Origin of the sequence: Shewanella indica, assembly GCF_002836975.1 — a bacterium.
Taxonomy (GTDB): Bacteria; Pseudomonadota; Gammaproteobacteria; order Enterobacterales; family Shewanellaceae; genus Shewanella; species Shewanella indica.
Map to the genome: position 1 here is coordinate 75,688 of NZ_NIJK01000036.1, position 23,841 is coordinate 99,528.

24 protein-coding genes are annotated in these 23,841 nt (G+C 55.5%); 13 read left to right on the forward strand and 11 right to left on the reverse strand.

The annotated features are described in order from the left end of the window. Window positions 1-89: 89 nt before the first annotated feature. The 8 genes from CX650_RS12070 to CX650_RS12105 form a co-directional block, all read right to left on the reverse strand. Window positions 90-896, reverse strand: a complete 807-nt coding sequence (locus tag CX650_RS12070) for a DUF1365 domain-containing protein (protein WP_101095953.1) — start codon at window positions 894-896, stop codon at window positions 90-92. Then, on the reverse strand, window positions 893-2,164 hold the full coding sequence (locus CX650_RS12075; protein WP_101095954.1) for an NAD(P)/FAD-dependent oxidoreductase: 1,272 nt from the start codon (window positions 2,162-2,164) through the stop codon (window positions 893-895). Before CX650_RS12075 ends, CX650_RS12070 begins: the two co-directional genes overlap by 4 nt. Then, window positions 2,161-2,910, reverse strand: coding sequence for an SDR family NAD(P)-dependent oxidoreductase (locus tag CX650_RS12080; protein WP_039034311.1), 750 nt, complete (start codon window positions 2,908-2,910; stop codon window positions 2,161-2,163). Before CX650_RS12080 ends, CX650_RS12075 begins: the two co-directional genes overlap by 4 nt. Then, window positions 2,907-3,401, reverse strand: coding sequence for a nuclear transport factor 2 family protein (locus tag CX650_RS12085; protein ID WP_101095955.1), 495 nt, complete (start codon window positions 3,399-3,401; stop codon window positions 2,907-2,909). Before CX650_RS12085 ends, CX650_RS12080 begins: the two co-directional genes overlap by 4 nt. A gap of 27 nt (window positions 3,402-3,428) precedes the next feature. Beyond that, entirely contained in the window at window positions 3,429-4,928 is a 1,500-nt protein-coding gene (gene phrB / locus CX650_RS12090; RefSeq protein WP_101095956.1) for a deoxyribodipyrimidine photo-lyase, read from the reverse strand. A 1-nt stretch (window position 4,929) separates the two neighbouring features. Then, window positions 4,930-5,901, reverse strand: coding sequence for a MerR family transcriptional regulator (locus tag CX650_RS12095; RefSeq protein WP_071477036.1), 972 nt, complete (start codon window positions 5,899-5,901; stop codon window positions 4,930-4,932). After that, window positions 5,891-6,847: a YbgA family protein gene (locus CX650_RS12100; protein WP_100144146.1), complete on the reverse strand. Its 957-nt coding sequence runs from the start codon at window positions 6,845-6,847 to the stop codon at window positions 5,891-5,893. The genes CX650_RS12095 and CX650_RS12100 overlap by 11 nt, the downstream gene beginning before the upstream one ends. Window positions 6,848-7,147: 300 nt before the next feature. Further along, the gene (locus CX650_RS12105; protein WP_039034313.1) at window positions 7,148-8,068 is read right to left on the reverse strand and encodes a polyprenyl-phosphate transporter; all 921 of its coding nucleotides are present in this window, start codon (window positions 8,066-8,068) and stop codon (window positions 7,148-7,150) included. A 393-nt stretch (window positions 8,069-8,461) separates the two neighbouring features. Here CX650_RS12105 and CX650_RS12110 point away from each other — a divergent pair, with 393 nt between their 5' ends. The 3 genes from CX650_RS12110 (at window position 8,462) to CX650_RS12120 (ending at window position 10,847) form a co-directional block, all read left to right on the forward strand. Next, on the forward strand, window positions 8,462-8,956 hold the full coding sequence (locus CX650_RS12110; protein WP_101095957.1) for a hotdog fold domain-containing protein: 495 nt from the start codon (window positions 8,462-8,464) through the stop codon (window positions 8,954-8,956). A gap of 98 nt (window positions 8,957-9,054) precedes the next feature. Then, window positions 9,055-10,221 (forward strand): DUF418 domain-containing protein, encoded by a 1,167-nt coding sequence (locus CX650_RS12115; protein ID WP_101095958.1) that lies wholly within the window; start codon window positions 9,055-9,057, stop codon window positions 10,219-10,221. Beyond that, window positions 10,218-10,847 (forward strand): cold shock and DUF1294 domain-containing protein, encoded by a 630-nt coding sequence (locus CX650_RS12120; protein ID WP_101095959.1) that lies wholly within the window; start codon window positions 10,218-10,220, stop codon window positions 10,845-10,847. The genes CX650_RS12115 and CX650_RS12120 overlap by 4 nt, the downstream gene beginning before the upstream one ends. 58 nt (window positions 10,848-10,905) lie before the next feature. Here the strand turns inward: CX650_RS12120 and CX650_RS12125 are convergent, their stop codons facing one another. Continuing rightward, window positions 10,906-11,466 (reverse strand): TetR/AcrR family transcriptional regulator, encoded by a 561-nt coding sequence (locus tag CX650_RS12125; RefSeq protein ID WP_039034316.1) that lies wholly within the window; start codon window positions 11,464-11,466, stop codon window positions 10,906-10,908. Between the two features lie 117 nt (window positions 11,467-11,583). Here CX650_RS12125 and CX650_RS12130 point away from each other — a divergent pair, with 117 nt between their 5' ends. Further along, window positions 11,584-12,132 (forward strand): HPP family protein, encoded by a 549-nt coding sequence (locus CX650_RS12130; RefSeq protein WP_167388642.1) that lies wholly within the window; start codon window positions 11,584-11,586, stop codon window positions 12,130-12,132. On the opposite strand, the gene CX650_RS12135 is transcribed toward CX650_RS12130, so the two are convergent. Next, on the reverse strand, window positions 12,119-13,429 hold the full coding sequence (locus CX650_RS12135; RefSeq protein ID WP_028781171.1) for a short-chain fatty acid transporter: 1,311 nt from the start codon (window positions 13,427-13,429) through the stop codon (window positions 12,119-12,121). The two genes, CX650_RS12130 and CX650_RS12135, sit on opposite strands and share 14 nt — an antisense overlap. Before the next feature lie 455 nt (window positions 13,430-13,884). Between CX650_RS12135 and CX650_RS12140 the strand changes: the two genes are divergently transcribed. Further along, entirely contained in the window at window positions 13,885-14,355 is a 471-nt protein-coding gene (locus CX650_RS12140) for a BamJ family beta-barrel-assembly machinery protein (protein WP_039034318.1), read from the forward strand. 142 nt (window positions 14,356-14,497) lie between these two features. Here the strand turns inward: CX650_RS12140 and CX650_RS12145 are convergent, their stop codons facing one another. Next, entirely contained in the window at window positions 14,498-14,998 is a 501-nt protein-coding gene (locus CX650_RS12145; protein ID WP_071477041.1) for a zinc ribbon-containing protein, read from the reverse strand. Between the two features lie 122 nt (window positions 14,999-15,120). On the opposite strand from CX650_RS12145, the gene leuS reads away from it, so the two are divergent. The 8 genes from leuS to rodA all read left to right on the forward strand — a co-directional run bounded on the left by leuS (window position 15,121) and on the right by rodA (window position 23,834). Next, on the forward strand, window positions 15,121-17,700 hold the full coding sequence (gene leuS / locus CX650_RS12150) for a leucine--tRNA ligase (protein ID WP_101055795.1): 2,580 nt from the start codon (window positions 15,121-15,123) through the stop codon (window positions 17,698-17,700). 17 nt (window positions 17,701-17,717) lie between these two features. Next, complete coding sequence (locus CX650_RS12155; protein WP_025011678.1) at window positions 17,718-18,227, forward strand: LPS-assembly lipoprotein LptE; 510 nt, start codon at window positions 17,718-17,720, stop codon at window positions 18,225-18,227. Further along, a complete protein-coding gene (gene holA / locus CX650_RS12160) occupies window positions 18,227-19,258 on the forward strand; it encodes a DNA polymerase III subunit delta (RefSeq protein WP_039034321.1) in 1,032 nt (343 codons plus the stop codon). Before CX650_RS12155 ends, holA begins: the two co-directional genes overlap by 1 nt. 9 nt (window positions 19,259-19,267) lie before the next feature. Further along, entirely contained in the window at window positions 19,268-19,924 is a 657-nt protein-coding gene (gene nadD, locus CX650_RS12165) for a nicotinate-nucleotide adenylyltransferase (RefSeq protein WP_101095960.1), read from the forward strand. Between the two features lie 91 nt (window positions 19,925-20,015). Further along, the gene (rsfS, locus tag CX650_RS12170) at window positions 20,016-20,345 is read left to right on the forward strand and encodes a ribosome silencing factor (protein WP_025011675.1); all 330 of its coding nucleotides are present in this window, start codon (window positions 20,016-20,018) and stop codon (window positions 20,343-20,345) included. Further along, a complete protein-coding gene (gene rlmH / locus CX650_RS12175; protein WP_039034324.1) occupies window positions 20,345-20,815 on the forward strand; it encodes a 23S rRNA (pseudouridine(1915)-N(3))-methyltransferase RlmH in 471 nt (156 codons plus the stop codon). The genes rsfS and rlmH overlap by 1 nt, the downstream gene beginning before the upstream one ends. Window positions 20,816-20,902: 87 nt before the next feature. Beyond that, window positions 20,903-22,747, forward strand: coding sequence for a penicillin-binding protein 2 (mrdA, locus tag CX650_RS12180; protein ID WP_373297524.1), 1,845 nt, complete (start codon window positions 20,903-20,905; stop codon window positions 22,745-22,747). After that, window positions 22,731-23,834 carry a rod shape-determining protein RodA gene (gene rodA, locus CX650_RS12185; protein ID WP_039034326.1) on the forward strand — a complete coding sequence of 368 codons (1,104 nt, stop codon included), beginning with the start codon at window positions 22,731-22,733 and terminating at the stop codon, window positions 23,832-23,834. The genes mrdA and rodA overlap by 17 nt, the downstream gene beginning before the upstream one ends. Window positions 23,835-23,841 lie beyond the last annotated feature (7 nt).

The window sequence follows — 23,841 nt, forward strand, 5'->3', positions numbered from 1 at the left end:
TAAGGCCATTTGCTGCGAACCACACCTTGCATCCAGGCCTATAAGCCGACGCAGAGTACACATGGGACTTGTTCGCACCTTCCTTAACATCAGTCCGTGCCGCCCTGAGGCTTGCGCTCGTATGGCACAAAGGGCACCCGCTTAAGCCACAAACGCAGCGCTTGCCAATAGATGAGCCAAAGAATTTTCAGGCTCATCAAGGGAAAGCCCCACAGATAACGCCTGAGCTCACGGCCATTGAAGGGGCGGCGTTTGAGGCTTAATACTGCATCGAAGCTGGCCTTTTGCGACTCGGGGGCCGGCCCTGCCACGCCCCCCTTGCCGGGCAGATTGCTGATCCGCAAATCGAGCCGCTCTGCCGGCGCCGGAATATGCCAGCGATAGCGATAATCCAGCGACATAAAAGGCGATACATGGAAGCACTTGTCGCCAAGTGCCGGCGCCTCGGCCGACACCAGATAACAGTGACGCTCATTCCAGGGGGTATTGCTCACCTCAGCCAACAGGTATTTATACTCATCACCTTGAAAGCAGTAGAAAAAGTTGACCGGGCTGAAATAGAGTCCAAAGTGGCGCAGTTGCCCGGCGAACAGCACACTGTCGCAGCCGGCCTCGCCGCCGAGCGCAATCACCTTATTCAGCACCCGCTGTTTAAGCGATGAGGCAGCTGCCTGCCCGGATCCATTTGCTGTTGCAGTCGCCTTGAGGTAATCCTGCTGCCGAAAACGCAGCGCAGACCAAGGGGATTCACCAAACAAGCCGCTCAGGGACGAAAGCCTTGGCAAGTCATCCAAGTCCAGCAGCATCAGGGCAAAGGGATAGCGAAAACTATGCCTTACCGGCGTTAGCCTAAAGTGGCTGACGCTGCCGAGGTAGATACCCGTTTCAGGTTTCATAGGCTTACCCCGAACCTTTCACAAACATCCAGGGCGCTGCGTACCCCGTCTTCATGAAAGCCGTTGTACCAGTAGGCGCCGACAAAATGGATACGGTCTTGGCCGCAGATCTCGCTGCGGCGTTGCTGCGCCGCCTGGCTCTGTTCATTGAATACCGGGTGAGCATAGACAAAGCGTTTGAGCACCTTGTCCTTGGCTATCGCCTCATCCTGATTCAGGGTCACCAAAAAATCCGGCGCAGACTTTGGCAGGCGCTGCAAAATATTCATGTTGTAGGTTACGCAGGCGGGACGGCTGGCATCGCCATCGAGACGATAATTCCAACTGGCCCAGGCGGCGCGATGCTTCGGCAGCAACGAGGTGTCTGTGTGCAAGGTCACCTGGTTATCCTGGTATTTAAGCCTGGAGAGTATCTCCCGCTCCTGCTCACTGGCGTCACCGAGCATAGCCAGCGCCTGATCGCTGTGGCAGCCGAGGATCACCTGATCGAACTCATGCCAACTATCCTTGACTCTGAGCTGCACGCCCCCCGCTTGGCGGCGGATTTGTGCTACCGGCGAGTTGAGATGCACCCGCTCGGCAAAGGGCGCGCTGAGCGCCGGAATGTAACTACGGGAGCCGCCTTCGAGCACATACCACTGCGGCCGATTGCTGACGGCCAACAGTCCATGATGTTCAAAGAAACGGATAAAGAAAGGCAGCGAGAAGGCGCGCATATCCTGAATACTGGACGACCAGATAGCGGCGCCCATCGGCAGGATATAGTGCTGGCAGAAGAAGTCAGAGAACCCCTGCTGTTCGAGAAATTCTCCCAGTGTCACCGCCGGGTAACGACCGCTTTGATACAAGGCTTTGCAGCGGCTGTTGAAGGCCAAAATCTCCCTCAGAAACCCCCAGAAAGTCGGACTCAGCAGGTTGCGCTTTTGCGCAAACAGGGTCGCCAGGCTATGGCCGTTGTATTCAAGACCGCTGACAAGGTTTTGCACCGAGAAGCTCATCTCGGTCGCCAGCGCCTTGATACCGACCCGGGCCATCAAGGCCTGAAACCTGGGATAGGTGCGATCGTTGAACACAATAAACCCTGTGTCTATGGCGTAGGGTTTGCCGTCAAGCTCAACATCCACAGTGGCCGTATGCCCACCCAGATAATCGGCGGCTTCAAACAACGTCACCTCATACTGCTGTGACAACAGATAACCACAAGTGAGCGAGGAGATCCCCGAACCGACTATGGCGATGCGCGGCTTATTGCCGGTTGAAACTGTCATACTGGGCTCCCGTTTTTTGCAGAGGGTTTACCAAGGGCGGCGGCCAGCCAACTGCGGGGCAGCCAGCTCAGCAGAGTCAGCAGCCAGATAAAACGCCCGGGAAAGGCAATCAGGCGCCGTCTGGCGGCCAGGGCTTGGATGATGGTGTTGGCGGCTTTATCGGCGGAAATCCGCATCGGCATGGCGAAGTCATTTTTGTCGGTGAGCGGCGTTTTAACAAAGCCCGGGCGAATTTCGCTGACATCTATTCCCTTGTGGGCCAGATCGAGCCGCAAGCTCTGCGCCAGGTAACTGATCCCGGCCTTGGAGGCGCCATAGGCCTCCGCCCTCGGGAAAGGCAGCATCACAACACTTGAACTCATCAGCGCCAGTTGGCTGCCACGCTCAAGCAAAGGCATAAAGGCTTCCAGGCAATAGCCCACAGCCAACAGATTGGTGCGGATAACCCGCTCAAACAGGGCGCTGTCAAAGGCCATAGCCTCGTCTATGTACTCACAGGTACCGGCATTGAGCAGCAGCAGATCCACACAGTCGGCTTGGCCCAACTCCAATTTGAGCTTGCTGCCCAGCTTCAGCACCGAGTCTCTGTCCGTGACATCGAACCTCAAAGGCTCGCAGCCTTCGAGGGCGGCCAGAGCTTGTTCATTGCGGCCACAGGCCAAGACCCGCCAACCGGCGGCGGCATATTGTCTGGCAAGCTCGGCACCTATGCCTGAGCTGGCACCCGTGATCAATACCGTCTTCATCGGCTTGCCCTGCCCTTGACCATGCGCACCACTGAGCCCAGCAGCGGCAACTGTTCATAGAGCATCTGCCCCAGATCCAGATAATCCCTGTGATAATGGATTTTGTCGCCAAACTTGATGAGACTGATACCATCGACGCTGATGCTCTGCCCCCGGTTCAATTTGGGGTGGCGGTACTTCATCTGCCAACTGATGGCGGCCTGATCCCCGGCGGGCAAGACGTCAGTGATCTCAAAGGCGATTTCGGTCAGGTTGCGATACAAACCGGCAAAATACTGTTCCAGTTGCTCAAGCCCCTCCAGTCGGTGCATGGGATCGCAAAAACAGATCTCAGGCGCGTAGACGGCCTGCAGCCTTTGGCGCAATGTGGGCAATTGCTCAGGGCCCAGGGATTGATACAAGGCAATAAATGCCTGAATAATCTCTTGAGACTGCGGCGATGCCGGCTGTGAAGCGGGCGCTATGTCCGCGGCGACTGAGTGGCTGGTCATGATAATCCCTCGGCTAATGAACTGAGTTCAGGCAGACTTTTTCAGCACGGCCAGGGCGGTCAACGCCCTTTGTCGCGCCGCGCTGTGCTCGACTATAGGTGGCGGATAAGCCGCAGTGGCAAACAGACTCGGCTCGGTGAAGCGAGACGATGCGGCTGTGCCCGGATGGTGTATCTGTTTAAGCGGCCAGTGCGCCAATTCAGGCAAATAACGGCGGATAAAACTGGCGTCAGGGTCGAACTTTTCACTCTGGCTCATGGGGTTGAAGATCCTGAAATAGGGCTGGGCATCACAGCCGGTGCCGGCAGACCACTGCCAGCCGCCGTTATTGGCTGCCAGGTCACCATCTATCAGGGCGCGCCGAAAATACTGCTCGCCCCAGCGCCAGTCCACCAACAGGTGTTTGGTGAGAAAGCTGGCGGTCACCATTCTCAGCCGATTGTGCATCCAGCCGGTCTGGTTTAGCTGACGCATGGCGGCATCCACCAGCGGATAACCGGTACGGCCCTCGCACCAGGCGGCAAACTCTTGCGGGTCGTTACGCCAGACTATGTCATCACCGAGCACGTTGAAGTTGCGCCCCATACACAGCTGGGGCCAGGCGTGCAGCAGATGGCGGTAAAACTCGCGCCAGGCCAGCTCAGCCAGCCAGCTGCGACCCGGACTATTGTCCTCAGCCATAGCCTCGGGGAAGCGATTGAGCAGCGCCGCCACACATTGCCGCGGGCTGAGAATTCCAAACGCCAGATAGGGCGACAGGCAACTGGTGCCATCGAGCGCCGGGAAATCCCGCTCCTGGCCGTAATCGGCAAGCTGGTTGGCAATAAAGCTATCGAGGCGCTGCCTGGCCGCCCCTTCACCCACTGGCCAGTGGTGGCTGTCTTGTTTACTGCCTTGATTGCTGACCTTAAAACTCAGCTCTGCGGGTTCGGGTAAAGCCGGGGCCAGAGGCGCAGGTACCGGCAGCGGCATTATCGCCTCACTTCCCAGCAGCTCACGCCAGCGGCGAAAGAAAGGGGTAAATACCCGATACATTTCGCCACCTTGGGTACGGACGCTGCCGGGCGGCAGCAGACAGTGCTCATCGGTAAACTGCAGGCCCACCCCTATAGTCCTGGTGAGCTGTGCCAGCGCCTGATCCCGGCGCTGCTCGTTAATCTCCACCTCGCGCCCGGCAAAAATCTGCTTAACGCCCTGGCGTTGGCAATACTCCTCGACAGTGACATTCACCAAAGAGAAATCGTCACAGTGCAGCAAATCAAAAGCTATCCCCAAAGATGCCAACGCCCGTTGCAGTTGATTGACGCTGCGCTCGATGAAATCCAGCTGCATGGGACCAACAGAGTGCTGCTGCCACTGGGCCGGAGTCGCCATATAAAAACCCCGCAGCGGCAGACCTTGGGCCCTTGCCGCTTCGCACGCCAGCCACAGGGCCTGGTTATCTGAAGTGCGCAGATCGCTGCGAAACCAGATGGCAACACAGGCCTTTTCACTGGAAGGCACATGATTGGGCAAGGACTGGGACATGTTACTTGTCCTCCGGTTGTTTTGAGGCGGACTCGGCCTGACCCAGCAGTGCCAATATGGCGGCATTGCTGCTGCAAAGCACAGGATTCTTGACGGGCTCCCGGTTCTTGTTGGCGCCTTTTTCAGTCACAGCCAGTTCCTTGGCATAGTGCTCAAAGGCATTGGCGTGAGCCGCCACATAATCCCCGCTCAAGATCAATGGATATTCCAAAGCGCTCGCCAACTGGAACAGGGCTTTGACACTGCTGCCCGGCAACTGGGAAGGCGGCAGCAACAAGAGTCCCTGCAGCGGCAGCCTGTGTGCCAAGAGTTGCAACCCCTGACCTTCCAAAGGCTCCTCTATATTGAGCGGCAAAAGGCTGACACCCCGGGTGATAAGCTCCAGTTGCAACAAGATCTCACTCCAGGCCGGCTGCTTGCCAAGCGGCAGATAAAGAAGTTGCCAGCGGGGTTTCTGGCGCAGCAACTGCTCGCTGCGGGCGCCGACATAGTGAGCCAGACGGCTTTCGAGCCAACTGCGGACAAATGCGCCGTCGAGGCGTTCATCGAGTTGGGTGTCCAATACTTGCAACCAATGGCGCAAGCGCCGACAACACAAGGCGATGGGATAGAGGGCACTGAATTCATCCAGCAAGCGGCCAAAGCGGGCACTGCTGAGAGAAAGTGCCGCCTCGGTGAGACTGCTGCTGAACTTCAGCCAGTCGTCGTCTTCATTTTCTTGCTGCAGCTGTTTTTCTGTCTGGCCACTGAGCAGTGGCTTGACCTTGCTGATGGCCACGCCCTGCTCAAGCCAGGAGAGGATTTCACGGATCTGTTGCACCTGCTCCTGAGTGTAGAGTCTATGGCCCTTGGGGGTGCGCTGCGGGATAACCAGTCCAAACCGTCGCTGCCAGGCGCGCAAGGTGACAGGATTCACCCCGGTCAGTCTGGCGACTTCGCCGATGGAAAGGTTGGCAATGTTATCAGTAGGCATAACGCAGTTTTAACTCCTGTGGATGAGGGTTGAGATAAACCTGGGCCGCAATATACGGCTGCGGATGCTCCCTCAAGTAGTGTTTAATCAATGTCAGCGGCACCAACAGAGGTTGCAACCCCTGACGATATTCATCTATCACCTGACTAAGCTCAGCCTTCTGTGCCTTGGTCAGTTTTTGTTTGAAATAGCCCTGAATGTGTTGCAGCGCACTGGTGTGATTGCGGCGACTTGCCTTATTTTTCAGCGCCTCCATAAAGCCTTCGAAGTAACGCCGGGCAGTTTCCTGCAAGTCTTCACCACCTTCAGCCAGCAAGGGGCCAAGTTGGCGATAATGAGCCGGACTGTGCGCCAACAAGAGGTATTTGTATCTGGCATGAAATTGGGTCAATTTATGCAGGCTCAAGCCGGAGTGCAGCAGACACTGCCAGTCGTGGAAGGCGTACACCCGGGTGAAAAAGTTTTCCCTGATCACCAAATCGTTCAAGCGCCCCTCTTCTTCAACCGGCAGTTGTGGCCAGCGTTGCATCAGGGCCTTGGCGAACACACCTATGCCACTGCGATTCCCCTGATCGCCGCCTTCCTTGTAGACAGTGACCCGTTCCATGCCGCAGGTAGGTGATTTGGCACAAAGCAGATAACCGCTTAAAAACCCCAACTCAGCGACTTTTTGCTCACTGAAACTTTGCAGGCTCTCGGTTACATCCAGGCTGGCATCACGGCTCTGGATCCTAATCTCATCACCGCGGCGCACCTGACGTATGCTCTTGCGCGGCGCGCCCATACCTATCGCCATCTCAGGACAGACGTGCACAAAGTCGAAATGTTGCCTAAGTTCCTGCTGGCAATAGACAGAATTCTTATGACCACCGTCAAAACGCACCTGCTGCCCCAACAGGCAGGCACTGATACCCAGTTGAATTCGCTGCGGCTCAAACTTGTACATATTGAGAATCCTTGTATAACCTTGTAGTAGATTAAGGCATACACCTGTACAAGGATCAAGTTTTTGTACAATATTTTTTTAGTAAAGAAGGATCGACTTGCCGGGCAAGTCATACAAGACCTTAAAAGGAGTCGAGCTCAGAAAACCTGAGCTGTCTGCTGGCGAAGTAGCACCCATCTTGGATGAAACCTGTAACGCAAAGGCATTTAAGAGAGATTCGAAGGGAGATAAAAAACGGGAGCCTTGAGCTCCCGTTTTCTGTCATTGATATCTTTCACTGCAGGGCACTAACGCCTGAAATTATTGCTTGCCGGCCCCCAGACGCTCAACCAGGAGTACCAGGCCAATTCCAGCGGCGGCACACAAGAGCGCCAACCCCAACTGATGCGGCTGCTGTGTCAGTTGCTCAAAGCCAAAGGGTGACAGGTTTTGCTGCACCAGGGGTACCTGCTCACCATGGGAATTGGTGCGCCAGCTCAGCGTCTGTTTCCAGGGCCAGATCTTGCCCAGCGTTCCCAGCATAAGCCCGGTAAGGAAGATAAGGGTGGCATCGTGAAAGCGCCGCAGCAACGCCGACAGCAGATGGCTGAAACTCAGGATACCTATCACGGCGCCGACAGCAAAACAGCCGAGAATGTCCAACTGGATATTCTTGGCCGCCGCCAGCACGGCTGGATAAAGCCCCAACAACAAGAGGATAAAGCTGCCGGATATCCCTGGCAGTATCATGGCGCAAATGGCAATGGCACCGCCAACAAAAATATTAAAGTAGCTGGCCTCCAACTCGACCGGGCTCAGCACGGTAATGCCCCAGGCAAAGGCCACTCCCAACGCGAATATCAATAGTCGCGGCAGTGAAAAACCGCCCTTGACCTGGCGCAGCATATGCACCACAGAGATAAGGATCAGCCCGAAAAAGAATGACCATACAGGAATAGGATGATGTGCCAGCAGGTAAGAAATAAGCTTGGCCAGGCTCAGAATACTGCTGAGGATCCCCGCCAACAGACTCAACAAAAAGGCGCCATTGATATGCGCAAACGCCGCCTTGATGCCGTCACGGCGTATAATGCCCCAAAGACTGGGATTGATACGGCGAATACTTTCCAGCAGGGTGTCATAGATGCCGGTAATAAAGGCTATGGTTCCCCCGGAAACGCCGGGCACCACATCGGCGGCCCCCATGGCCAGCCCCTTGAGGTAGGTCAACAGAAATTTCACTAGGTTTCCTTACTACTGTTTTGATAATTCTCGCGGATTATACCAATCCTGATTGAAGTTGGATTGTCCAAGGAAGTGATTCTTGCACTTGCAAAAGGTTCACCCATTCGCACCTTCCCGAAGAAACCGCCATTTAAGCACAGGCACCAGTTGCTGCCACGCGTTTTTATTCTATCTGTTCAGCCTCAGCTCAGATTGGCGAGCCCCTCGATCATCTCAGCCAATGCTCTTGGTTCTTTCCTTTTAGCTCGTGCCTCTTTCCTTTTAGCTCTTGCCTCTTGGCTCTTGCCAAAGCGCTCGTCAGCATACACACTCATCCGACCAGAGTAATAACAAAAACATTACCCTATACCAACAAAAAACATCAAAAAGGAATACCCACAAGGAATCACTATGAGTAAAACCGCCAATTCGACCCTGAACTTGTATCACAAATGCCGGCGCCTGCCCTTTGGCAATAAGATATTCTCCTTGCTGGTCAGCCGGATGGCGCCCTACTTTGGCAGTATCAAGCCGATAATTACTCAGTTGGAGCCCAACTACTGTGAATGCCTGTTGCGTAAACGCCGCGCAGTGGAGAATCACATAGGTACAGTACATGTCATTGCCATCTGCAACGGCCTGGAAATGGCGATGGGGGTCATGGCCGAGGCTTCAATACCACCTCATCTGCGCTGGATCCCCAAGGGCATGACGCTGGATTACACCGCCAAGGCCGGCAGCGATATCCGCTGTGTGGCCAAGGTTGATGCCAACGCCTGGCAGCCGGGGGATCTCGATGTCGAGGTGCTCGCCTATGACAGCAATGATATCCTGGTGGTCAAGGGCAATATCAGGCTCTGGCTCTCGGCCAAGCCGGCCAAAAACGCGGCCGAGAAGGGATCATAATTTGAAACAAGCGAGCACTTCCCTCATTCGGGTTTGATTGCTAACTTGGCTCTGTTAATAAAAGCCATAGATGGTATACAAAAATAGGCAGGGAAAAGATGCAGGGACAGCCGGTCAAAATCAGTCACAACCCCAATATCGATGCCGTCAGAGGGCTGGCGGTATTAGGGATATTCTTTCTCAATGTGAGTTTTATGGGCGTCACCTTATATGGTTATGCGCCCTTTCCCGAGTTTCATTTAACCGATGCCATTACCGAAACCCTGAGTAATTTTCTGCTGGAGGGACGCTTCCTCAGCCTGTTTTCCATGCTCTTCGGTGTCGGCCTCTATATTCAACAACAGAATTTCCTCGCCAGAGGATTGGAACCCTTCCCCTTAATACGCTCGCGCTTACTCTGGCTGATGCTCTTTGGGGCGCTGCACAGCCTGTTTATCTGGCCGGGGGATATCCTGCTCACCTATAGCATTTGTGGCTTCCTCACCTGGCATTATCGTAACCTGGAGATTGAAGCCCAGCAAAGGCGGGCACTGCTCTTTATCGCCATCGGCATCCTGGCCTATGGCCTGATGATCTTTCTGCCGGGTGATGAAGCCTGGATCCGCGGCAACGCCCTCTTCAATGAACAATACAGCGCCTGGACCGGCAGCTATGGCGAGCAGTTGCTGATGCACCTGTTTATGACCTTGCTGATGCTGATTTCCCTGCCATTTACTCTGCTGTGGTTTATCAGCGGTGTGATGCTGCTGGGGATCAGCCTGTATCGTCGCGGGCTGTTTGACCAAGGTTTACCCCAAGGCAAATTGGGGAAATTGCTGACACTGAGCTTACTGCTGTCGCTGGCGGACACGATTCTCAGCCTGCAATCCCGCCCCAAACTGGTGATGCTTTCCGATATTCTGGTCATGCTGAGCGCCATTCCCATGGCTATCATCTATGCGCATCTGTTGGTTAAGTTCGGCCGCCGCCTGCCATGGCTGCAAATGCGCCTGCAGGCGGTTGGCCGGATCCCCTTGAGCCTGTATATTCTGCAGTCCTGTTTTGGGATCTGGCTGTTTCGCCATCAGGCGCCCGAATTGCTGCTGACACTTGAGCGCATAGACTACCTGGCCATAGCCCTGGGTTATGCCTTGGTGCAGATGATACTGGCCGGCTGCTATCTTAGGTTCTTCAACCAAGGGCCGCTGGAATGGCTCTGGCGTCGTCTGGCCTTTGGCAAGAAGCCAATCAATAATGCCATCAATACTCACGAGTCAAACACATGAAGCACAAAGGAAAAGTCAGCCATTGGCAGGACGATAAAGGCTTTGGGTTTATCAGCCCCAATGACGGCAGTGAACGGGTGTTTCTGCACATTAAGTCACTGAGCCTGAGCGGTCGCAGGCCACAAGTGGGCGACGTGCTGACCTTTGAAATCACCCAGGATGACAAGGGTCGGCGCCAGGCAAAACAGGCCTTCTTTCCCGAGGACAGGGGCAGACTCAAACAAAAACAGCGTCAGCAGAATAAGCGCAGCAGTCACAAGTCTTTCATCGGTAAGCTCACCGCCCTGTTTGCCCTGCTGCTACTGGCTTTAGTGGCACTGGATAAGCTGCCGCTCTTGGTGCCCGTCTGGTATCTGCTGCTGAGCCTTCTCTGTTATTGGCTCTATACCCGCGATAAAAAGGCCGCTGAAACTGGCCGCTGGCGCACCAAGGAGTCGACCCTGCAACTGACCGGCTTGCTCGGTGGTTGGCCCGGCGCTTTACTGGCACGCCATCAGTTTCGCCACAAGACCAGTAAAACAAGTTTCAGACTCCTGTTCTGGTGCTGTGTCGGCCTCAACCTGTTGGTGCTTGGCGCCGCTCTTAAGCTGGGATGGCTGGCACTGCTGCCCGAGATAGCCTTTTAACGGTTGGCTCTAAACTCAAGGGCAAGCTCACCTATCAAGCAGGCTCAATCATCTAGGCTTAATCAAGTAAGCTCAGTGCCAGCTTGCGGCCGCGCTCGGCAGCATACTGCCGACTGACGAGCTGGGCCGAGACTATCGCCCCCTCTTTAATCAAACACAACTGCCCGGCCAACTCACGAGCGCGCTCGTTGCCAAGCCAAGGCGACAACTTCTGCTCAAGCTCATTTTGAACCCTGGCCTTATGCTCACGGCAGAGACGATTTACCGGATGCTCGGGTGAGGGATACTCGGCGGCGGTATTGATAAAGAAACAGCCGCGAAACTGGCTCAGGGATTCAACCCGGCTGTTGAACCAATCATCCAGGGCGTTAAACAGCTCATGAACCAGCTCCGTCGGCGTTTGCGCCGCCTCCAGCCTTTGATTCAACCAATCAAAAAACAGCTGATCGCGATAACGCACCACGGCCAGCACCAGAGCCTCCTTACCCTCGAAATGATGATAAAGGGTCTTCTTGGCTATGCCGGCCTCGGCCAGAATTTGATTGATGCCCACCCCATGCACACTCTCTCGATAAAAGAGTTCAAAGGCACCGGCAAGCAGTTGGGAAACCTTGTCCATCTCACGCTCCTTAACGATTCAATCTGAGTTTGACAAAAGTAGAACGGTCTGTCTACCATAAAAAGTAGACCGATTGTTCTACCAAGCAAAAATGCTGACAACCAAAGGAAAACAGATATGGACAACACACCGCCCCTGACCGCAACACCTGCTGCAAAAAACACAGCCCAAGCGGCGACAAACCGTTGGCAGGCTGCCGCCTGGGCCACACTGGGCGCCGGAAGCTGTATTGGATTACTGGCGGGATTACAGGAGATGCTGACGCAGAACCTGAGCTGGAGTCTGCTGCTGATGGCATCATTCGGCGCCACTATGGTGTTGCTCTACGCCCTGCCCCAAAGCCCGCTGGCGCAGCCGAAAAACATCTTCTTCGGCCATCTGCTCACCTGCGCTCTGGGCCTCTTGTTATTGCACACCTTGGGAGTGTCGCCGCTGACACTGGGGCTGGGAACCGGCCTGGGTGTCGGCCTGATGATGCTGACCAACACCACACATCCACCGGCCGGCGCCAACCCCTTGCTGGTGATGCTGGCCGGGGCCGACTGGCAGTTTTTGCTAACCCCTGTGGTTTCGGGGTTGCTGCTGATCCTCGCTTTCGGTTGGGCCTATCACAAGGGCCTGTATATCAAGGGGATCAGCAAGCATAGCTGGCCTAAAACCAGCTGAGGGCAACACTTATCACCACGCCGGTGATCAGCAGCTGCATCAGACAAAAACCCATGATATCCCGGGCCTTGAGCCCGGCAATGGCCAGCACAGGCAGCGCCCAGAAAGGCTGGATCAAGTTGGTCCAGGCATCCCCCCAGGCCACCGCCATGGCCACCCTGGCGACATCGGCGCCAAGTGCCTCGGCGGCCGGCAACATGATAGGTGCCTGTACCGCCCACTGGCCGCCACCGGATGGCACGAAGATATTCACCACCCCGGCGCTGATAAAGCTCCAGAATGGCAGTGACTCGGCGCTGGCAATGGCAACAAAACCCGAAGAGATACTCTGTGCCAACCCGGACTGTACCATCACCGCCATGATGCCGGCGTAGAAGGGAAACTGGATCACTATCCCGGCGCCGCCCTTAATCGCCTCATTGAGACTGACCAGCAGACTGCGCGGCGTCTGGTGCAGGGTTATCGCCAGGAACAGAAACAGGAAGTTGACTATGTTGAGGTTAAGACTGCCCCCCTGAACAAAGAACCAATACCCCAGATACCCGAGACCACACAGGCCCACCAGGATCCCGAGTATCCGGCTGTTCTCCAGATAGTCGGCCGGGCGTTTGTTCTCACTCTGAGTCGGCGCAGCATCCTCGAGCAGCGCAGGATCGACTATCACTGACTCTTTGTCATCCGGCAGCATAAAGCGATTGACCAGCGGCATTATGATAAACAGCAAGGCAAGTAGCAGCAGATTAAAGCCGGCAAAAATAGTTTCCGAGGTAGGAATAATGCCTATCTGCGCCTCGGCAAAGTGTCCTGGTGTGGCCACTGTCAAGGGCACTGAGCCCGCCAAGCCGCCATGCCAGACCACAAAGCCCGAATAGGCGCTAGCCACCAGCAAACGGTAATCCACCTTGACCCGGCGCGCCAACGCCTTGGCAAACAGGGCACCAACCACCAAACCGAACCCCCAGTTAAGCCAACTGGCCGCCAAGGAGACCAAGGTCACCAGTATGATAGCCTGCGGCGCGCTGCGGGCCAGAGACGCTATGGCATCCAGCAACTTCTTCACCGGCGGCGAGCTGGCCAGCATAAAACCGGCCACCAACACCAGCAACATCTGCATCGAGAAACTGAGCAGGTTCCAAAAACCGCTGCCCCAATAACCCAGCACTTCTACCGGTGTCTTTTGCTGGCCGAGCATGGCGGCAGCAAACACCAATAAAGTAAGCAGGAGCACAAAGATATAGGGATCGGGCAGATACTTATCCACCAGCTTGACCAGTGGCCGGGAGGCGCGATTGAGCATAGGGGTTTCCTTGAGTCTTATTATGATTATTCTGCGGAGAGCTGATTTAGGGAAGGTGCGAATAAGTCCTCGTGGCACTCTGGCTTGCACAGCAATTGGCGTTCAAGGCATCTGACTGAAGGCATGCCGGGGCATGTCGAAGTCGGATAACGCAGAGAGCCGGTTGCTGTGAAAGCCCCGAAGGGCGTAGCTTACAGGCCTGCCTGCTGTGTTGTGCTTCTTGCAAAGGACTAGGGCCATTTGCGGCGAACCACGCCTTGCATCCAAGCCCGTAAGCCGACGCAGAGCACACATGGGACTTGTTCGCACCTTCCTTAGCTTTCACTTTTTTATCAATAGCCTACACAAGTCTGCCCGTGGGATAAAGCCCGACAAAAGTACACTATAACCCTAAGCTGTAAATGCCGCAGTCCAACTGCTAAGATAGCGCCACCTTCAGGACAGAGGATCCCCAAATGAGAATGTTGCTTGCTGTGGTGGTTATCGCCGCAGTTATTTTTTACTTTTTCACCACTATGAATGGCCAGAAACTGGCAAAAGAGAATGTTGCCAAGGGCGAGGTATTTCTTGAGGCCAACAAGCATAAAGAGGGGGTGGTCACCACAGACTCGGGGCTGCAGTATCAGTTACTGCACAAGGGGCAAGGCCAGGTTCATCCGGGTCCCAAGGATAAGGTGACAGTGCACTACCATGGCACCCTGATTGACGGCACTGTGTTTGACAGCTCGGTCGATCGCGGTGAGCCCATCGCCTTTCCACTCAATCAGGTGATCAAGGGCTGGACCGAAGGGGTTCAGTTGATGACAGAAGGCGACAAGATGCGCTTCTTTATTCCCAGCAGTCTGGGCTACGGCAATCGCTCTGCCGGCTCGATCCCGCCGGGTTCGGTACTGATTTTTGATGTGGAGTTGCTCAAGATCAACTGACAATCCCCAACAACAAGCCCGGCCAAAGCCGGGCTTGTTAATTGGCACTTTTCTCACTCAAACCCAACTCTCACAACACGCTCCCTTATTTACGAGTTTGCAACTCCGGGCCTCGTCCATTCAGAATCTGGATGCTGGCAACTCAGGGCGCCAGCGCTTCACGGGTAAATTCCGAGTGGTCACACTCGGGGCAGTCGGGAATAACGCCTGGAAACTCAAAGTCCATCTCATGGCCGCAGTTACTGCAGACCATTTTACCCTGACTGACGATATCGCCGCTCTGATAATAGCCATGGTGTTTGAATTCATGGGCCAGTTCGTGCCACTCCACCTGGCTGCGGTCGCTGATTTCACCCAACCAGTGCCAGAGGGTATTTTCCAGCGTCAGCATAGTAGGGCTGTAACTGATGTCATCTTCCGTTTGGCTCTGAATATAGCTGGCGATATCCCGCTTGAGGAATTCCTCGACCAGAGACAGCTCGGCCTCACCGGCCTGCTGCTTGATAGCCAAATACTCTTTCCCTTCCTTGATAGAATTAAATAAGCTCTTCACTGTCAATGAGTTATCTTGGTCATACTGTTGTTTGACTCTGTCAATCAAGGCCTGATACAGCGCCAGTAACTCCGTACTTCTCTCACTCATGGCCAATACTCCTTTAAGACGAACCTTTCTTAATGACTCACTTCTGGTTTATTCTATGCAGATCTAAACGGCGCAGTATAGCGCGCATGTCAAAATAATGGGCGGCATTGCCGAAAAACCTGATGCAAGAGCAATATAATCCCTCAGAAATCGAAGCCAAAGTGCAAACGCACTGGGCAGAAAAGAAAACTTTTGAAGTCACCGAAGATCCGAGTAAAGAGAAGTTCTACTGTCTCTCTATGTTCCCCTATCCTTCAGGTCGGCTGCATATGGGACACGTGCGTAACTACACCATAGGTGACGTAGTTTCCCGTTTCCAGCGTCTGCAGGGTAAAAATGTGCTTCAGCCCATCGGCTGGGATGCCTTCGGTCTACCGGCAGAAAATGCCGCGATCAAGAACGCCACTGCGCCGGCGCCTTGGACCTATGAAAACATAGATTACATGAAGAACCAGCTGAAAATGCTGGGTTTTGGCTACGACTGGAGCCGTGAAATTGCCACCTGTACCCCGGAATACTATCGCTGGGAACAGTGGTTCTTCACCAAACTGTATGAAAAAGGCTTGGTGTACAAGAAGACCTCTTCGGTCAACTGGTGCCCCAATGACCAGACAGTGCTGGCCAACGAGCAGGTTATCGATGGTTGCTGCTGGCGCTGCGACACTGTAGTGGAGCAGAAAGAGATCCCTCAGTGGTTCATCAAGATCACTCAGTACGCCGAAGAGCTGTTGAATGATATCGATACCCTCGAAGGTTGGCCTGAGCAGGTCAAGACCATGCAGCGTAACTGGATTGGTCGCTCCGAAGGGGTCGAGATGACCTTCAAGGTGGCTGGTTCTGACGATAGCTTCGACATCTACACCACACGTCCGGATACCGTGATGGGCGTGACCTATGTGGCCATTGCCGCCGGTCACCCGCTGGCCGAGAAAGCCGCCGCCAACAACCCGGCGCTGGCAGCCTTTGTTGAAGAGTGCAAGCAGAGCACCGCCTCCGAGGCCGAGCTGGCCACTATGGAGAAAAAAGGTGTTGATACCGGCCTCAAGGCGATCCACCCGCTGACAGGCGAAGAAGTCCCGGTTTGGGCCGCCAACTTTGTCCTGATGAACTATGGTACCGGCGCCGTAATGTCGGTTCCCGGCCACGACCAGCGTGACTATGAATTCGCCACCAAGTATGGCCTGGCGATCAAGGGCGTGATTAAGCCTGCCGATGGCGAGCTGGATATCTCTGAAGCCGCTTACACTGAAAAAGGCATACTGTTCAACTCGGCCGAGTTCGATGGTCTGGACTTTGAAGCCGCCTTCAACGCCATCGCCGACAAGCTGAGTGCCGAAGGCAAAGGCAAGCGCCAGGTTAATTTCCGTCTGCGCGACTGGGGCGTCAGCCGCCAGCGTTACTGGGGCGCACCTATCCCTATGGTGACTCTTGAAGACGGCACTGTGATGCCGACGCCGGAAGAACAACTGCCGGTCATTCTGCCGGAAGATGTGGTCATGGATGGGGTCCAAAGCCCAATCAAGGCCGACAAAGAGTGGGCCAAAACCACAATCAACGGCCAAAATGCCCTGCGCGAAACCGACACCTTCGACACCTTTATGGAGTCCAGCTGGTACTATGCCCGCTACTGCTCGCCCAAGGCAGATCAGATGCTGGATCCAGCCAAGGCCGACTACTGGCTGCCGGTAGATCAATACATAGGCGGTATCGAACACGCCTGTATGCACCTGTTGTACTTCCGCTTCTTCCACAAACTGCTGCGCGATGCCGGTTTGGTTAACTCCAATGAGCCTGCCAAGCGCCTGTTGACCCAAGGCATGGTACTGGCCGATGCTTTCTACTACAGCAACGAGAAAGGCGCCCGCGTTTGGGTATCGCCACTGGAAGTGACTGTGGTTGAGAAAGACGACAAGGGTCGGATCCTCAAGGCGGTGGACAGCGAAGGCCATGAACTGACTTACACCGGCATGAGCAAGATGTCCAAGTCGAAAAACAATGGTATCGATCCGCAAGTGATGGTGGAGAAGTACGGCGCAGATACTGTGCGACTGTTCATGATGTTTGCCGCACCACCGGAGCTGACATTGGAATGGCAGGAGTCAGGCGTGGAAGGTGCCCACCGCTTTATCAAGCGTCTGTGGAAACTGGCCCACGACCATATATCCAAGGGCGAAGCTCCAGCGCTGGATATCGCGGCACTGACCGGCGAGCAGAAAGCGCTGCGTCGCGAACTGCACAAAACCATCGCCAAGGTGACCGACGATATCGGCCGCCGTCAGATGTTCAACACCGCCATTGCTGCTGTGATGGAACTGATGAATGCGCTGCAAAAGGCTCCACAGGAAACCGAGCAGGACAGAGCCCTGATGGCCGAAGCCCTGTCGGCCATTGTGCGTCTCTTGTACCCCATCACCCCGCACCTGAGCTTCAACCTGTGGCAGGAGCTGGGAATGGAAGGCGATATCGAGTCAGCCAGCTGGCCTGAAACCGACGAATCCGCACTGGTCGAAGACAGCAAGCTTATCGTGGTGCAGGTCAACGGTAAGCTCAGAGCCAAGATCACTGTGGCGGCCGATGCTGCCAAGGAAGAGGTCGAAGCCCTGGGTCTGGCCGATGAACAGGTGATGAAGCACACCGAAGGCAAGACCATCCGCAAGGTGATCTATGTTCCCGGCAAACTGCTGAACATAGTCGCCAACTGAGAAAAAACAGGACATCCATGCTGAAACTATCTTTAAGCGTGAAGCAGTTGATGTTCGCCCTGCTGGCACTGGTCGTTATGACCAGTGCCGGTTGCGGCTTTCAACTCCAGGGAAGTTATTCCATTCCGCCCGAGCTCAGCAAGCTGAGCCTGGAGAGCAGCGACAAATACAGCGAGCTGAGCCGCCTGGTGCGTGAACGTCTGCGTCTCAACAATGTCGGCATAGAGGAACCCGCCAAGGGCATTCCCCGGCTGGTGCTGCTGAGCGACACTCTGGAGCGCTCAACCTTGTCGCTCTACCCCACAGGCAACGTCGCCGAATATGAACTCATCTACCATGTGCGTTTTGCCGTGTCTCTGCCGGGCAAGGAAGCACAGCCTTTCGATGTGGAAATCCGCCGCGATTATCTCGACGACCCCCGCACCGCCTTGGCCAAGAGCCGCGAGATGGAGTTGCTGGTCAAAGAGATGCGCATTCAGGCCGCCGATAACATCATCCAGACTCTGGCCGCCATCGAGGTGAACTGATGCGGGTCTATCCGGATCAGTTACACCGGCAGTTGTCGCCGCTGAAATCCTGCTATCTGCTGCTGGGCGACGATCCCTATCTGCTGGACAGCAGTAAGCGGCAAATCCTGGCTGCCGCCCGTAGCCAAGGCTTTGAAGAAAGATTACAACTAACTCAGGAAGCCAACTTCAACTGGCAGGATCTCGCCAACGAATGGCACGCCATGAGCCTGTTTGCCAGTCGCAGGATCATAGAGCTCAACCTGCCACAGGCCAAGCCGGGCGCCGATGGCGGCGCCATGCTGCAAAGCCTTATCGCTGAACAAAACCCGGATATCTTGCTTATCATCGACGGCCCCAAGCTTGGCCGCGATCAGCAAAACAGCAAATGGTTCAAGGCCCTGGACAGTCAAGGTCTTTATGTTCCTTGCGCCACCCCCGAAGGGGCTCAGTTCCAGCGCTGGCTCGACGGCCGTATTCAATACTATCGGCTCAATCTCAAAAACGATGCCAGAGCCATGCTGTATGCCCTCTACGAAGGCAATCTGCTGGCGGCCGATCAGGCGATGCAACTGCTGCAACTGCTGGCCGGCGCCCGTCCTGTGGACAGCGAAGAGTTGAGCCGCTACTTCGAAGATCAATCCCGCTTCAGCGTGTTTCAATTGACCGATGCCCTGCTGGCCAACCAACAGGATAAGGCCCAGCATATCCTCGCCCAGCTCAAGGCCGAAGAAACCGCCATGCCCATTATCCATTGGGCGCTGCAAAAAGAGCTGACCTTGCTGCTGACGCTGCAATCGGCCCGCAGTCAGGGCGAGAGCCTCAATAGCCTGTTCGGCAAGCATAGAATTTGGGACAAGCGCAAGCCGCTCTATCAGGGCGCCCTCACCCGGCTGAGCCTGGAAGCCATAGAGTCCATGCTGGCTATCGCCTCCAAGCTGGAGCTGGCACTGAAACAGCAAGGCCAGGAAAACTGGACCGGCCTGTCCCATCTGTGTTTGCTGTTCGATCCCAAGGCGGCGCGCCATCTTGGCCATATTGAGTTCGACTGAGGAGACAGGATGCGTATCGGGCTGATGGGCGGTACTTTCGACCCTGTTCATTATGGTCACCTCAAACCCGCGGCCGAAGTCAAAGCCCGGCTAGAGCTGGATAAGCTCTGGTTGCTGCCGAACCATATTCCGCCGCACAAGGCCAAGGCCACCGCCAGCAGCGAGCAGCGCCTGGCCATGCTTAAACTGGCCTGCGACGAGTTCCCCGATATGGACATTTGCGATATCGAGCTCAAGCGCAATGCCCCCTCCTACAGTGTCGCGACGCTGGAAGCGCTGCAGCAGGCTTTCCCAGGCGCCGAATTTCAATTCATCATGGGTACAGATTCCTTGCTGTCGCTGCCGAGCTGGCATCAATGGCAGCGGCTGTTTTCCCTGTGTAACCTGGTGGTTTGCCAGCGCCCGGACTGGCACCTGCCAAAGGACGCCGAAATCCAAACCGAACTGGCCCAAAGAAGCTGCTCAGTCACCCAGGCCTTGGCAGCAAGAGACAAGGGCCAACATCAAAGCGGCAAAATCATCAGCCTCTCGGTCAAGCCGCAGCCCTTCTCCTCCACGGCCATTCGCCGCGCCATCGCCGCCGGTAACATTAATGCCTGCCGCGCCGCCATGCCCAAAGCCGTGCTCGAATATATAGTTACAAACCGTCTCTATCTTGGCGGTTAACTGCGGTGGATGGGCGATAAATCCTATGGGACTTGCCCGCCAGCGCTGATATACTACTGCGCTTGATCAAAAACATGAGAGGATCTTCAGCGTGCAAGGCACAGAACTGAAACAATTTGTTGTCGACAAGGTCGATGATCTCAAGGCCCGGGACATAGTCGTGCTGGATGTCAGCAAAAAGTCCAACGTGACCGACTTTATGGTTATCTGCTCAGGCACATCCAAGACCCATGTTCGCGCCATTGCTGAAAATGTAGTTGCCGAAGCCAAACAAGCCGGTATGCAACCTCAGGGCGTAGAAGGCCGCGACAGCAGCGACTGGGTTCTGGTGGATCTGGGTGATGTGATTCTGCATGTGATGCAGGAGCAAACCCGCGAACATTACCAGTTGGAAAAACTCTGGTCTGACGCCAACGCCTGATGAAACTGCAACTCGTTGCCGTAGGCACCAAAATGCCGGACTGGGTCAGCAAGGGTTTCGCCGAGTACCAGCGCCGCTTCCCCAGGGACATGGCGCTGGAGCTGGTTGAAATCCCCGCCGGCAAGCGGGGCAAGAATGCCGATATCGCCCGTATTCTGCAAAAAGAGGGCGAAGCCATGTTGGCCGCGATCCCCAAGGGCAACCATATCGTCACTCTGGATCTGCCGGGCAGGAACTGGACGACTCCGGAGCTCGCCTCTGCCATGGAAAAGTGGCAGCTCGATGGCCGGGATGTCAGCCTGCTGATAGGCGGCCCGGAAGGCCTGGCTCCTGCCTGTAAACAAGCCGCCAGCCAAAGCTGGTGTCTGTCGGCCCTGACCCTGCCCCACCCTTTGGTGAGAGTCGTGGTGGCTGAGAGTCTGTACCGGGCCTGGAGCATCAACAACAATCATCCCTACCACAGGGAATAAGGCACCCAAGAGCCACTTGCTTTAGCTGACTTTGCATTAACTGTTTGAGCCGGAGAGAATCCATTGCCGCGTAGAAAGCGAATAACCATGCATGATCACGCCGCCGAGGCGGCACTGTTCAAACGCCGGGCGCTGTTTACCTTTGTCTGCGTGGTCGCTTTGCTCAGCCTGTTGCTCGGCAATCTTTACTATCTGCAGGTGGTGTCTTTCAAAGACTACGAAACCCGCTCCAATGATAACCGTATCCGAGTGGTACCGCTGGCACCCAGCCGCGGCCTGATCTATGACCGCAACGGCAAGCTGCTGGCAGAGAACCTGCCCTTCTACACCCTGGAAGTGATCCCGGAGAAGGTGAAGAACATGCAGCAGACGCTGGATGAACTCTCAACCGTTATCGACCTCAGTCAGGATGAGCGCGACAGCTTCACCGAGTCACTGAAATATCACCGCCGCTTCAAGCCCTTGCCGCTCAAGACCAGGCTGACGGAAGATGAGGTGGCGCTGTTCAGTGTTAACCAACACAGGTTCGATGGTTTCTATGTCGATGCCGGTCTCAAACGCCACTACCCCTACAGCAGCCTGCTGACCCATGTGCTCGGCTATGTCGGCAAAATCAACTCCAGAGACAGAGACGCGCTGGAACGCTCCGGCAGTTGGAAAAACTATGCAGCCACCAAGGACATAGGCAAACAGGGTATAGAAAAGTTCTATGAGAGCCTGCTCCACGGCCTGCCCGGGCATTTGGAGGAAGAGGTCAACAACCTGGGGCGCAGTGTCCGCACCCTCAAGGTGACCCAGCCCGAGCCCGGACAGGATATCTACCTGACACTGGATCTGCAGCTGCAGCAAAAGGCCACCGAACTGCTGGATGGCCGCCGCGGCTCAATCGTGGCGATAGACCCAAGAGACGGCGGTATTCTGGCCATGGTCTCCAGCCCCAGCTATGACCCGAACCAATTTGTGCACGGGATCAGTTCAAAAGCCTACAGCGAGCTGCTCAACAGCCGCTCGCGTCCCCTGATTAACCGCGCAACCCAAGGGCAATATGCCCCGGCCTCCACGGTCAAGCCGCATCTGGCGCTCCTGGGGCTGGAAGATCAAACCATTAGCGAGAAGACCCGCATCTGGGATCCCGGCTTCTGGCAGATCCCAGGGGTCGACCGAAAATATCGCGACTGGAAACGCTGGGGCCACGGCTGGGTGGATGTCTATGACTCCATAGTCCACTCCTGCGATACCTTCTACTACGACATGGCCTACAAGGTGGGCATCGACAAGATCTCCGGCTTTATGGATCAATTCGGTTTCGGTCAGAATACCGGGGTGGATATCTTCGAAGAGTCTGCCGGGGTAATGCCATCGAGGGACTGGAAACGCCTCAAGTACAACCAACCTTGGTACATAGGCGACACCATCTCGGTCGGGATTGGTCAGGGTTACTGGACCACCACGCCTTTGCAGCTGGCCAATGCCACAGCCATTTTGGCCAACCGCGGCAAGCGTTTTACCCCGCACCTGCTCAAGGCCATCAAGGACAACACAGCCCGCATCGAGACGCCGGTGGATGAAAGGCCACCGATAGTGCTGAAAAACAAAAACAACTGGGAGATCATCAACGAAGCCATGCGCCGCACCGCGCAGAAGAGTCGCTTCACCGATGCCAGTTATACTGCGGCGATGAAGACAGGTACCGCCCAGGTCTTCAGCGTTGCCGAAGATGAGAAGTATGATGCGGACACCATTGACGAGCATCTGCGCGATAACGCGCTGATCATCGCCTATGCCCCCTACGAAGATCCAAAAATTGTGCTGGCGGTGGTACTGGAAAACGCCGGTTGGGGTGGCGCCAACGCCGGGCCGGTTGCCCGGGCCATGCTGGACGAATATCTGCTACGGGATACCTGGGAGTTGAAACATGAGCCACAGCCGTAAACCCAATATCTGGCAGAAGATGCATATCGATCTGCCACTGCTGCTAGGCATCCTGGGCCTGATGGGCTTTGGCCTGTTCGTCATCTATTCTGCCAGCGGCGAAGACCTGGCCATGATGGAGCGGCAGCTATTCCGTATGGGATTGTCCCTTGGACTAATGTTGATCCTTGCCCAGATTAACCCCGAGGTATTTCGCCGCTGGGCTCTGCCCATCTATCTTGCCGGGGTCGCGCTGCTGCTGGGGGTGCATTTCTTCGGTGAGATCAACAAGGGCGCCCAACGCTGGCTCAATCTGGGCTTTATGGAGTTTCAGCCGTCTGAGCTGATGAAACTGGCGTTCCCGATCACCATGGCCTGGTTTATCTCCAAGTTTCCCTTGCCGCCGAAGAAGCGTTATCTGGCCGGTGCCGGGGTGATTTTGCTGATCCCCACTCTGCTTATCGCCAAACAACCGGATCTCGGTACCTCAATTCTGGTGGCCGCCTCGGGGATCTTTGTGCTGTTTCTCTCCGGTATGAGCTGGGCCATTGTCGGTGGTTTTATTGCCGCCGTGCTGGCGCTGCTGCCGATTCTATGGTTCTTTTTGATGCACGACTACCAGCGCAATCGAGTGATGACCTTGCTGGATCCCGAGGCCGATCCACTCGGTACCGGCTACCACATCATTCAGTCCAAAATTGCCATAGGCTCGGGCGGACTCTGGGGCAAAGGCTGGCTCGATGGTACTCAGTCGCAGCTGGAATTTTTGCCGGAGCGCCACACCGACTTTATCTTCGCCGTGATCGGCGAGGAGTTTGGCCTCATCGGCAGTCTGCTACTGTTGGCGCTTTATCTCTATGTGATCGGCCGCGGCCTGGTGATCGCCTCCAGAGCCCAAACCAGCTTTGCCCGCTTGCTGGCCGGCTCGCTGACCCTCACCTTCTTCGTTTATGTGTTTGTGAATATCGGCATGGTGTCCGGTATTTTGCCCGTAGTGGGAGTCCCGCTGCCGCTGATAAGTTATGGCGGCACCTCTATGCTGACATTGATGGCCGGTTTTGGCATTCTAATGAGTATTCACACCCATAGACGCTTCATCGACAGATAGGAACGCC